This window comes from Streptococcus suis, assembly GCA_002831545.1.
GTDB classification, from domain to species: Bacteria; Bacillota; Bacilli; order Lactobacillales; family Streptococcaceae; genus Streptococcus; species Streptococcus suis_P.
This window is the reverse complement of sequence record CP025095.1, coordinates 2351061-2363661: the sequence shown is the minus strand read 5'-3', so window position 1 is coordinate 2363661 and position 12601 is coordinate 2351061. Positions and strand designations below refer to the sequence as shown.

At 41.2% G+C, this 12601-nt stretch carries 10 protein-coding genes; all 10 read left to right on the top strand.

Features of this window, described 5'->3' with window-relative positions; genetic code table 11:
* Positions 1-6: 6 nt before the first annotated feature.
* The 10 genes from CWM22_11625 to CWM22_11580 all read left to right on the top strand — a co-directional run bounded on the left by CWM22_11625 (position 7) and on the right by CWM22_11580 (position 12496).
* Positions 7-1890: a beta-N-acetylhexosaminidase gene (locus CWM22_11625; protein ID AUC92497.1), complete on the top strand. Its 1884-nt coding sequence runs from the start codon at positions 7-9 to the stop codon at positions 1888-1890.
* A 200-nt stretch (positions 1891-2090) separates the two neighbouring features.
* The gene (locus tag CWM22_11620) at positions 2091-3020 is read left to right on the top strand and encodes a sugar ABC transporter permease (protein AUC92496.1); all 930 of its coding nucleotides are present in this window, start codon (positions 2091-2093) and stop codon (positions 3018-3020) included.
* Between the two features lie 9 nt (positions 3021-3029).
* Entirely contained in the window at positions 3030-3953 is a 924-nt protein-coding gene (locus tag CWM22_11615) for a carbohydrate ABC transporter permease (GenBank protein ID AUC92495.1), read from the top strand.
* A 68-nt stretch (positions 3954-4021) separates the two neighbouring features.
* Positions 4022-5503, top strand: a complete 1482-nt coding sequence (locus CWM22_11610) for a sugar ABC transporter substrate-binding protein (protein ID AUC92494.1) — start codon at positions 4022-4024, stop codon at positions 5501-5503.
* 129 nt (positions 5504-5632) lie between these two features.
* The gene (locus CWM22_11605; protein ID AUC92493.1) at positions 5633-6238 is read left to right on the top strand and encodes a DUF624 domain-containing protein; all 606 of its coding nucleotides are present in this window, start codon (positions 5633-5635) and stop codon (positions 6236-6238) included.
* Positions 6235-7899, top strand: a complete 1665-nt coding sequence (locus tag CWM22_11600) for a sensor histidine kinase (GenBank protein ID AUC92492.1) — start codon at positions 6235-6237, stop codon at positions 7897-7899. Before CWM22_11605 ends, CWM22_11600 begins: the two co-directional genes overlap by 4 nt.
* Positions 7877-9166: a DNA-binding response regulator gene (locus CWM22_11595; GenBank protein AUC92899.1), complete on the top strand. Its 1290-nt coding sequence runs from the start codon at positions 7877-7879 to the stop codon at positions 9164-9166. Before CWM22_11600 ends, CWM22_11595 begins: the two co-directional genes overlap by 23 nt.
* A 12-nt stretch (positions 9167-9178) precedes the next feature.
* On the top strand, positions 9179-10036 hold the full coding sequence (locus CWM22_11590) for a PucR family transcriptional regulator (protein AUC92491.1): 858 nt from the start codon (positions 9179-9181) through the stop codon (positions 10034-10036).
* A gap of 12 nt (positions 10037-10048) precedes the next feature.
* On the top strand, positions 10049-11254 hold the full coding sequence (locus CWM22_11585) for a family 8 glycosyl transferase (protein ID AUC92490.1): 1206 nt from the start codon (positions 10049-10051) through the stop codon (positions 11252-11254).
* A 111-nt stretch (positions 11255-11365) separates the two neighbouring features.
* Positions 11366-12496, top strand: a complete 1131-nt coding sequence (locus CWM22_11580; GenBank protein ID AUC92489.1) for an ABC transporter ATP-binding protein — start codon at positions 11366-11368, stop codon at positions 12494-12496.
* Positions 12497-12601: the final 105 nt, after the last annotated feature.

Here is a 12601-nt window from a genome sequence, read left to right as displayed (position 1 = left end):
GAAATGATGATGTTACAGATAAACCATTCGTTACAGCAGTCGGAGGGAGTCTTGGATGAGATTTGTTCTGGTCTGGGCTTGGATTGCCAGTTAGAACTTGTGGTCGATGGCAAGGAGAGTTTGCGGATTGAAGGTTCAGCAGGTTCTTACCGTATCCGTGCGCCTAAAGAACACATGATTTATCGAGGCTTGCTTGTTTTGGCTAGTCAGTTGGCTCAGGGGGAAACTGAAATTCATATTTTAGAAAGACCTGTTTACCGTCAACTTGGTTTTATGGAAGATTGTTCTCGAAACGCTGTGCTGACGGTTGAAGCCAGCAAGACCTTGATTAGACAACTGGCTTTGATGGGCTATAGCCATTTCCAGCTTTATATGGAAGACACCTATGAACTGCGTGAGGAGCCCTATTTTGGCTATTTCCGAGGAGCCTATACAAAAGAAGAGTTGCAGGCTATTGAGGAGGAGTGCCACCGTTACGGTATGGAATTTATTCCCTGTATCCAGACCTTGGCACATCTGATTGCCTACCTCAAGTGGAACATTTCGTCTATTCAGGCCATTCGAGATGTGGATAATATTCTCTTGATTGGGGATGAGAGGACCTATGCCTTGATTGATAAGATGTTTGAGGCCTTGTCCCATCTGAAAACACGGACCATTAACATCGGTATGGATGAGGCTCACTTGGTCGGGCTGGGTCAATACCTCAATCAACACGGCTATCAGAAACGAAGTCTGATTATGTGCCAACACTTGGAACGGGTTTTGGATATTGCTGACAAGTATGGCTTCCATTGTAGTATGTGGAGCGATATGTTCTTCCAGTTGTTGACAGCGAGTAAGGATTACACTGGTCAGTTGGAAATTGATTCGGAAATTCAGGCTTATTTGGATCGTCTCAAGGACAGAGTGACCTTGATTTATTGGGATTACTATCAGACCAGTCGTGAGAGTTATGCTCAAAAACTGGCAAGTCATCAGCAGTTGGGAGAGCAGATTGCCTTTGCAAGTGGTGCCTGGAAGTGGATTGGTTTTACTCCTGATAATGATTTCAGTATGCGGATTGCACCAGAAGCACATGCCGCCTGCCAAGAGTATGGTGTCCAAGAAGTGACGGTGACCGCTTGGGGTGATAATGGTGGGGAATGCGCAACCTTCTCGATCTTGCCGAGTCTTCATGCCTGGGCAGAACTCCAGTACCGAGGAAATTTGGACTGTCTGGCTGAGCATTTCTATCAACTACACCAAGTTTCCCTAGATGACTTCCTGCAATTGGATTTGCCAAATAAGACACCTAGCCACCCAGGTCCAGGTCATCACGGTTTCAATCCCAGTCGCTACATCTTGTATCAGGATATTCTCTGCCCCTTGTTGCAGGAGCATATTGATGCCGAAAAAGACAGTGCCTTTTATCAGGAATTAGCGCCTAGATTGGCAGAGATTGGAAGCCGAGCCAAGGGCTATGCCTATCTCTTTGATACTCAGGCTAAGTTGTGTCAGGTTTTAGCGACCAAGGCGGCAATTTCAGTAGGTATTCGTCAGGCCTATCAGGAAGGAAATCGTCAGGTCTTGGCAGAACAAGTTGACGGTTTGCAGCAACTAAGGATAGACCTAGAAAGCTTCTATCAGGCACTCAGCTACCAATGGATGGTAGAGAAGAAGGTGTTTGGTCTGGATACGGTGGACATTCGCCTCGGTGGCTTGGATGCCCGCATTCGCCGTGCAATCCAGCGGTTGCAAGCCTATCTGAACAATGAAGTACCTAAACTAGATGAACTAGAAGTGCCAATTCTCCCTTACGATGACTTCTATCAAGACAAGGGATTTATTGCGACAACTGCCAACCAATGGCAGATTATTGCGACGGCTTCAACCATCTATACAACCTAGTGATGTTCGAGCTCGAAAGGGCTCGATTTTTTATGCAAATTTTGATTGGCAACCCAGATTTTTTTGTTTTTCACAGAAGATATATCGGTTGTTATATACACCTATAATTTGTAGAATTTTGCCTATAATGTGGCAATTCACAGTTGGCTCAATCAGGAGTAAACTAATAATGTAAAGGTTCATAATAGAAAGGAGCCATGATGAAAGACCTCATAAAAAATCTAAAACAAAACGCCATTTTTTTCCTAATGGTATTGCCAGGAGTCATCTGGCTCATTCTATTTTTCTACATTCCAGTATTTGGCAATGTGATTGCTTTTAAGGACTATCGCCATACAGGTAATGGTTTTTGGGATAGTTTGGTACAGAGTGAATGGATTGGTTTAGATAATTTCAAATTCCTCTTCCAGTCATCTGATGCCTATATCATCACAAGAAATACCATCCTATATAATCTTGGTTTTATCGTACTCGGACTGATTTTTGCAGTAGGTATTGCCATTATCTTTAGTGAGATGCGGTCGAAGAAGCTGGTAAAGATCTATCAGACCACAACCTTGTTCCCTTATTTCCTTTCTTGGGTCATTATCAGTTTCTTCGTTTACGCATTTTTGAGTCCAGATAAAGGATTGATAAACAATATTCTCAAAGGAATGGGGATGGATCCCATCAACTGGTACAGCACACCGACCTATTGGCCCTTCATCTTGCTTTTCCTAGGAATTTGGAAAGGTTTGGGCTACAACAGTATTATTTATTATGCAACCATTATGGGCATTGACCCAACCTATTATGAGGCTGCTATTGTGGATGGAGCGACCAAATGGCAACGCATCCGCTATGTCACCCTTCCTCAGTTAATGCCTCTGATGACTATTTTAACGATTCTGGCTGTCGGAAATATCTTCCGAGCAGACTTTGGCCTTTTCTATCAAATTCCGAAAAATTCAGGTCCTCTCTTCAATGTGACTCAAGTCCTTGATACTTACGTTTATCGTGGAATTGCAGGAACAGGGGACATCGGTATGGCTATCGCGGCAGGTCTCTATCAGTCTGTTGTCGGCTGTATCTTGGTGGTAGTGACCAACCTGATTGTTCGTCGCTTTGATAAGGAATCAGCCTTATTCTAGGAGGGGAGTATGAAAAAAAAGAAACAAATCACTTCTGTTTCTATTCATTCATTTAGTAAGAAAACAGATCTATTTTTCTCAAGTTTACTAGGGATATTTGCCCTATCTTGTACCCTTCCCTTTATATTTGTTATCATCATTTCTATGACAGATGAGACAAGCTTGGCTATCAACGGCTATTCTTTCTGGCCAGAGCAATGGAGTTTGGCAGGTTATGAATACCTCTTTCAATTGAAAGATCAGATTCTCCAAGCTCTCTTTATCACCTTCTTTGTGACTATTGTAGGGACGAGCTTGAATGTCTTCTTCACCGTTCTTTACGCCTATGCCATTTCGAGAAACAGTTTCAGATACAGACGATTTTTTACCCTGATGGCTCTCTTTACCATGCTGTTTAGTGCAGGGACCATCCCAACCTATATCGTCATGACCTCGTTTTTAAACCTCAAAGATACAGTGGCAGCCTTGATTCTACCCATGCTGCTGTCTCCTTTCAATATCATGGTGATGAGGTCCTTCTTTAGAAAAACTATTTCTGAGTCTATTATCGAATCTGCCAGGATTGACGGGGCAAGTGAATTTCGGATTTTCTTCCAAATCTGCTTACCACTAACCCTACCAGGTATCGCAACCATCGCTCTCTTTACAGCCCTCGCTTTTTGGAATGACTGGTACAACGCTCTCCTCTATATCCAGAGCGATAACCTCTTCCCTCTCCAATACCTGCTGATGAAAATTCAAGCAAACATTCAATATCTCTCTGAAAATGCTGCCGCAGCAGCGGCCATGTCATCAGAAATTGCAGGGGCCCTTCCAAAAGAAGCAACACGGATGGCTATTGTGGTCGTATCGACTCTACCAATTGCCTGTCTCTATCCTTTCTTCCAACGTTACTTTGTCAAAGGTTTGACAATTGGCGGAGTCAAGGAGTAGAGGTATCACTCTATCTTAACAATCGTATTCCATACTTCATTATCTAAAAAATAGAAAGGAACAGCCAAATGAAAACATGGAAAAAATTTGCCTACTCCTGCGTGACCCTTGCGTCCGCAGCTGCCCTTGCCGCTTGTGGTAGTCTGACTGGAAATAAGACCGCATCAAGTAGCGCTACAACAGAAGATGGATTGACAAACATCCTCATGTATCAAATCGGAGACGCACCGAAAAACATCGATGTTCTTTTGGAAAATGCCAATAAGATTATCGAAAAAGAAGCAGGCGCCCATCTAGACATCAAGTATATCTCATGGGGTGACTATAAGGATAAAATGGCCATTATTACCTCATCTGGTGAGGAATATGATATTGCCTTTGCAGATAACTATATTATCAATGCGCAAAAAGGAGCTTATGCTGATTTAACAGAACTTTATAAGAAAGAAGGCAAGGCTCTCTATGATATTATTGACCCTGCCTATATCAAAGGAAATACCATCGACGGAAAAATCTACGCAGTCCCTGTCATCGGTAACGTAGCAAGTCAACAGATGCTTTCCTTCAACCAAGACTTAGTTGATAAGTATGGTTTCGATACTTCTAAGGTAGACAGCTACGATGATATTGAACCAATGTTGGCAACCATCAAAGAAAAAGAAGCAGATGTGACACCATTTGCCTGGGTAAAATCTAGCAAACCATCAACAGACGGCTTGGAATTTCCAGCTGGGAATGAGTTACCATTTGCTATTGACTTGAAAGGTGACACTACAAAAGTGGTAAACCCATTTGAAGTGGACCGTCACATGGATAACCTTCGCACCATTCACAAATACTATAAGGCTGGCTACATTATGGCAGATGCAGCGACTACTGACGCAACCTTCTCACTTGATGTAGCAAACTGGTTCGTTCGTGAAGAAACACAAGGACCAGCTGACTTTGGTGATAGCCTCCTTTCAACAGTTGCAGGCTATAAGATTACTTCTAAACCAATCACATCTGCCTATAAGACAAGCGGATCTACCCAAGTAGCAAACTTTGTCATTTCAAAAACATCTAAGAACAAAGAAAAAGCTATGGAAGTATTGACCCTTATCAATACAAATCCAGAATTGCTGAACGGCTTGGTATTTGGTCCAGAGGGAGTCAACTGGGAAAAAGACCCAAGTGCTGAAAATCGTATCAAGTTGTTGGATGGTTACAAAGGCGATACTCGTATGTCAGCTTGGAACACAGGTAACAGCCAAATTCTCTACATCACTGACAAGGTAACTGATGAAGATGTGAAAAAAGCAGAAGAATTGCTGGCAGGTGCAGAAGAGTCTCCACTTCTTGGTTTCAACTTCAATGCTGATGCAGTTAAGACTGAAATTACAAGTATCCAAAATATCATGAGCCAATATGCAGCAAGTATCAATACTGGTACTGTGGATCCTGATGTTGCTGTTCCAGAAATGCTGAAAAAATTGGAAGCAGAAGAATCCTACAAAAAAGTAAAAGAAGAAATGCAAAAACAATACGATGAGTTTTTAGCAAATAAATAATACGATACAGGTGATGAAGTGTGAAAAGAGGTTGGGTTCAACATCCAACCTTTTTGCATTTGTTTTATGTTAATATATACAAAAAGCACCGATTTTTTGATAAAATAGATAAAAAAGGAGGAATATACAATGTTAGGGTGGTTAGACAGGCTTTTTACTCTTCTTTTCTTCCTCATGAAATTGAGTGCCATCTATTTGGTTCTTCTATTGCTAGGAGGCGTAGTGCTGGGCTTTTCACCAGCAAATGGAACTATACTTTACCTCTACGATAACTATCGTATGGATGCATCTAAGTATAATTTTCGAGAGGCGTTTGGCTATTTTAAAGAGCATTTTATTCGGCTTAACCTTGGTCTTGGTCTTGTCCTATTATTGATTGGTCTTTTATTTAGCGGCATTTGGCTCTTGATTCAATTGCCCCAGACCTGGTGGATGCCAGTAGTTCTTATTACAAATGCTTGTGGTCTTTTCTATATTTTTGCACTCTATGCTCTCTTTTTAAAACTTCAAGTACATTTTGAATTTAGTCTAAAAACAGGCTTACAGTTGGCGGCTGTCTCGCTTTTTCTTGATTGGAAAGCCCTGGTCAAATTTTTGTTGGGCAGTCTCGTCTGTGGGTTCTTGCTATTCAAACTTCCCTTGATTTTATTCTTCTTCCTACCGGTCCTATGGCTCTTGTTTCTCTATGATGCCTTTGATCCAGTTTATAAGAAAGTTGACAAGGATTACTTATGAAAAAAGTTTTAATTCATACTCTTTTGAAAAGTTATTCTTTATTAGTGATTGGGATTGTCATTTTCTTTGCCAGTATTCTTTCCTACATCAGCTGGTATCAGTATGACACCAATCGCATCCGCATTCAACAGGAAGTAGCAGATGGTCTAAAAGAGGAGTTGGATTATTATCAAGGACGGGTTGGGAATTATCTAGCAGACTACATTACGGACAGGGATCGTCTAGACAGTCTTTATCACTATTTTCAATTATCTCCTTCTCAGTACCAGGTCTGGTTACTGAGTCACCCACACCTGATGGTCAAACGGATTTCCTTGCAGGATTCTGTTCGCACTCTCTATCTCTATTATCCCTTCGTAGAAGGAGTCGATATTGCTCCGATGGATGCAAATACCGTCTTTGTTTCTACCTCTGACTTAAAGTCTGGTAAAAAGGTCGCGGCCGAAAATTATAAGGCTCCACAACATAGTATTTCGATGACCTTATTTTCTCCATCGACAACAGAAGGTATTGCGACCATCTATGTCACCATCGATGCGGATTTGCTCGAACAATATATTCAACGTAAGACGGATCTCCCCATGACCGTTAGGGTTCAAGATTCTCTGGATCGGGAATTTTATAGTCTGCGACCAGATGTTACCTCGCCTCCGCTCTCCTATCGAATGAGTGGGGATTTGCAAATTGCAGTTGGAGTTGACCAGCAGCATGCTATTGAAAAAGTTGGCAGCCTAGTCGGAATCATTTTTCTAGGAAGTAGTTGCCTCGTTGCTCTTTTACTACTGGTCCTGAGAAGGGTGTTTAAACGATATGAAGTTCAAGTACTGGACATTGTTGATACCATGCAACAGATTCGTGGCGAAGACAGGCATCTTCGTCTACAGACGGACAATAAAGAGCAGGAAATGTATCTCATTTCATCAGAAATCAATCAGATGCTGGATGCTATGGACCAGAGTATTCAAGACATCTATCGCTTGCAGTTAGCTCAGAAAGATGCCAATATGCGAGCCTTACAAGCCCAGATTAACCCCCATTTTCTCTACAATACCTTGGAATTTTTCCGTATGTATGCAGTCAGCAAGCAGATGGATGAGCTAGGGGATATGATTTATGAATTTTCAAGCTTGCTTCGCAGTAGTGTGACACAGGCAAAAATGACAACGGTGGCAGAAGAACTTTCATTTTGCGAAAAACATAGCTACATTTGTCAAATTCGCTATCCCCGTTCCATTGCCTATGCTTATCAAATGGATCCTGGGTGCGAAAGAGTTGAAATTCCTCGTTTTGTAATCCAGCCCCTGGTAGAAAATTATTTTGTCCATGGAGTAGACCTCAAACGAAAAGACAATGCGCTTAGTGTCAAAGCTCTCAAGCATGGACAGGATATGGAAATTCTCATCAGAGATAATGGTAAGGGAATGAACGCAGAAACTCTGGAAGCCTACAAACACCTATTGGCAAGTCGAGAACTGTCGCAAGAAAATCGGTCACAATCAATCGGATTACGAAACGTTCACGAACGGTTACTTCTCTATTTTGGAGACCGTTACCAGATAGAATTAGATTCTAAAGAAGGGGAAGGGGTGACATATTCAATCTTATTTGAAGGTGTCTTCCCCCAAGGAAATGAGCATGATGCACAAGATGTTAGTAGTTGATGACGAATATATGATTTTGGAAGGGATGAAGCATCTTCTCCCTTATCATGAATACAATGTCGAGATTGTTTATACGGCAGAGAACGCCGAAGAAGCGCTGGATTATTTTTCACAGCATACTGTGGACCTTGTCCTAACCGATGTCAGCATGCCAGATATGACAGGCCTAGAAATGGTTCGACGAATGAAAGAACAATCGCCTGATACCCACATTATCATCATGTCTGGTTTTCAAGAATTCGAATACGCCCGTAAGGCCATCTCCCTCGGGGCAATGGATTATCTCCTTAAGCCTATCAATAAACAAGAACTGGCTAAGCTGCTCCAACAGCTACCAACCTTGAAGAAAGAGACGGATAGGGAATATACCAAGGGCTTCTTGGCAGGAACCCTGACGGCGAGTGAGTTATTAAGTCACTCCCAGAAAACATGGTTTGCCGCTAGTGAGACTCCAAACCCAATGGGCTACTGTCGTGAAAAAAATATTTTACACCAAGTCTACTATTTTCAGTTGACAGAAAGTCGACCAGAGGGTAGTCTATATACAGAAGAAGTTACCCCGACGATGACCATACGGCAGTTGATTGACAAGGTAGAGAGGCGCTTATTTTATAAGCAACTATCAGAAGATCTGACGGCTACTACCACTGAACTCTATAAAGATATGGAACCGCTTCTACGTACAGGAAGATTGTCAAAAATCGTTGATGTTTTACCACATTTGGCTGATAAATTACGAGAAGCCACTCCGGCGGTCTACCTAACAAAACAATTTTTTAATCAGATGATGTCGGATGTGTTTTACTATTTTAATGAAGAAGACCATCAGCGCTTGGAAGATTTCTATGTAAAGGTAGAAGCGAGTCGAGATTTACATCAACTAATGGAGTATTTTTGTCATTATCTGAAAAAATTTTCCGAGAGTTCCACTTACAGTCCACATGTACAGGAAGTCGTTACGATTGTTCGTGAACGCTTTGCAGAGGAACTGTCTTTGAAAGATATGAGTGCTCATCTCTACCTAAATACGGTTTACCTAGGTCAACTTATCAAAAAAGAGACCGGGCATACTTTTGCAGAATTGCTCAATCATCAGCGAATCAAGGTAGCACAACAGCTTCTCTTGAACAGTCAGTTGGGAATCGAAGAAATTTGTTTTCAAGTTGGATATACAAATGTCGGTTACTTCTATAAGATTTTTAAACGCATTTGTGGGGAATCTCCCAAAAATTACCGACAGAAAATCGGTCAATTACAGACAGAATGAAAGTGAGGCTAGATGACTAGCAAGGATCGATTACAGCAATTATTTCCAAAGGGAAGAATCTCTATAAATAGGAGAGAAGGTGAAGAGCTCCAACTTCCGCTATCAGACGGGGTTTGGTTTACAATACCAAAAGAAGACTTGACTGAGCGTGAACTTGGTTTGGTAACTTTATTGTTCGGGGAATTAAGTCAGGATGATATCCATCCCTGGGCTCGCTATTTTCATGGAATAGGGTCCATTCCCCAACAATTAATCACGCTTCAGGTCATTCATATCCATATTTGGACGGTATTGGACGAGGATACTAGGCAGACATGGCTCGATATGATGACCAAGTTATTGCCTAATCTCAAGGCCTTTTATACTACCAATGGACATGATTTTACATTTGTTTTGGAACAATCTACCCAATTTGATGTTAGGGAGATTCTCGGGGATACCCTTTCCGCGATGGAATTTGATTTCGGTATCAGGATGACTGTATTCCTTGGTCAAATATGGCCTGAAACTGTGGTTGGTTTATGGCCAGATTTAGTAATGGCAGAACAATCGATCTTTGCCAAATGGAGGAAACACCACCATCAATCGAGTTTACTTACCTTTAGTCAATTGTATTTGTGGGCAGGTCAGCATTACCCTGTTTTTAGAAAGGGATTGACTTCCTTGATTGTTCATCAGCAATTAGAAAAGGAAATCCTGGCTCTCTGGAAAGAAGGAGCCGTCTTGACAAAGGCGGCTCAGTCCCTCTACATCCATAGGAATACTTTACAGTATCGTTTGGATAAGTGGTATGATTGGACCGGCCTGCAGTTAAAGGATTTAACGGATTTAGCTGTTTGCTATATGGTAATTGCAGATATGAATCTATAATAGGAGCTTGGTTTGAGAAAAGCGATTGTTTTAGCAACAGATAAAAATTATTTAGAAAAGACTTTAGTTACCATAAAATCGATATCTGTTTATAATCGGGACATTGATTTTTACATCTTTCACCAAGGTGATGTTCCTGTAGAATGGATTCGTGTGGTTAATAAGCGCTTAGTACATCTAGGATCAAGTCTGAAACACATCTTTATATCTGATGAAAGGGTCAATGCCTTCCACTCTTTTTTACCTTCTAGCTCATGGCTACGTTTGTTTATTCCACAGTATGTTGCAGAGTCGAAAGCTCTCTATCTAGACTCGGATATTATTGTTAATGGGTCTTTGGATGCCTTGTTTGCAATAGATTTAGAAGATAAAATGTTGGCTGCTGTCGAAGATCCCAATATGAATGAAGCTGGTAATTTTAATTCAGGTGTGTTATTGTTGAACTTAGACTTGTGGCGTCGAAAAGGTCTGACCAATATCCTTTTGAAAGTTGCGGCAATCAAGAGTTCTTCAGTTCGAAATGGCGATCAGAGTATCTTAAATCTAGTAACTGGTAATCAATGGATTCCTTTAGACAAGCAGTACAATTATCAAACTTACGATGTGGTCAGTCGCTATGATCATAGAGCATATCTCTATGAAGATATTGGTTCTTGGACCCCACTTATTATTCATTTTTTGACTGCAGATAAACCGTGGAACGAATATAGTGTTGCTCGATTTAGGGAGCTCTGGTGGTATTACGCTAGTTTAGAATTTAGCTCCTTGGATGGAAGAAGATGCGAGGCTGTTTCGTTTAAGGATGCTCTGGATGCTTTGACAGTTCCAAGTAAACATGCCTTTCTTTTGACGGAAACGGATCGGTTGGAACACATTGAGTATCTAGTTTCCAACTTGCCTAACATTCAATTTCATATTGCAGCCTATACTATGGTGTCATCACGTTTGAAATCATTAATGAATTACGACAATGTACAGGTCTATCCTGAAATAATTGATGCGAGAGTCGATAAACTCTTGGATTATTGTGATATTTATTTGGATATCAACCACTATTCAGAGGTTAAGGGAATTGTTTCAAAAGCAAGAGAGAAAGGGAAGTTGATTCTTGCGTTTGAGAATACAGTCCACCATCCGGAGCTTGCTTCAGAAATATTTTCATCTCAACATCCGGAAAAATTTTTAGAGTATTTACAAGCGATGTTGATGATTCAATAAGGTATTTTGTGCAACCTGCACAGAATATCTTTTTTCTTTTGTTCACATTGACAGAGAAAAATAAAACGTTTTCATTTATAATAAAACTATCAAAGAAAGCGAGGATTGAACATGGTTCAATTGAATTTAAAAAATATCTATAAAAAATACCCAAACAGTGAGCATTACTCAGTTGAAGACTTCAACTTGGACATCAAGGACAAGGAGTTTATCGTATTCGTAGGTCCTTCAGGATGTGGTAAGTCAACGACTCTTCGTATGATTGCTGGTTTGGAAGACATCACAGAAGGGGAAGCATATATCGATGGCGTTCTCATGAACGATGTGGCTCCAAAAGACCGCGATATTGCCATGGTATTCCAGAACTATGCCCTCTACCCACACATGACTGTATTTGACAACATGGCTTTCGGTCTGAAATTGCGTAAATACAGCAAGGACGAAATCAAAAAACGTGTAGAAGAAGCTGCTCAAATCCTTGGTTTGACAGAATTCTTAGAACGTAAACCAGCAGACCTTTCAGGTGGTCAGCGTCAGCGTGTTGCCATGGGTCGTGCCATCGTTCGTGATGCAAAAGTATTCTTGATGGATGAACCTTTGTCAAACTTGGATGCAAAACTGCGTGTATCTATGCGTACAGAGATCGCCAAAATCCACCGCCGTATCGGTGCGACAACCATCTACGTAACCCACGACCAAACAGAAGCTATGACCTTGGCAGATCGTATCGTTATCATGTCTGCAACTAAGAATGAAGCCGGTACAGGTACAATCGGTCGTATCGAACAAATTGGTAGCCCAGAAGAGCTCTACAATAAACCTGTAAACAAATTTGTTGCCAGCTTCATCGGTAGCCCTGCAATGAACTTCTTTACAGTGACTCTTCAAGAAGGTGTGCTTGTTGGAGATGGTTTCAAAGTAGATCTTCCAGAAGGTCGTCGCAAGCATTTGGAAGAAAAAGGCTACAACGGCAAGAGCTTCACACTTGGTATCCGTCCAGAAGACATCAAAGCTTCTCAGTTGGAATTGGACACTTATCCAAGTTCAATTATCGAAGCGGAAGTAGTTGTGTCTGAACTTCTCGGTGCAGAAACTATGCTTTACTCTAAAGTGGGTAGCACAGAGTTTGTATCTCGTGTCGATGCACGCGACTACCACAACCCAGGAGACAAAGTTCGCTTGACCTTCAACCTCAACAAAGCTCATTTCTTTGATGATGAAACAAGCAAGGCGATTGTCTAACCTTTCTAAAATTGTTCATAAAACACCTGACCGTCGGATGAAAATCTGGCGGTTTTTTTGGGTTGAGAACGCATAAATACTTGTTATTTTTATTAAATTCTATAT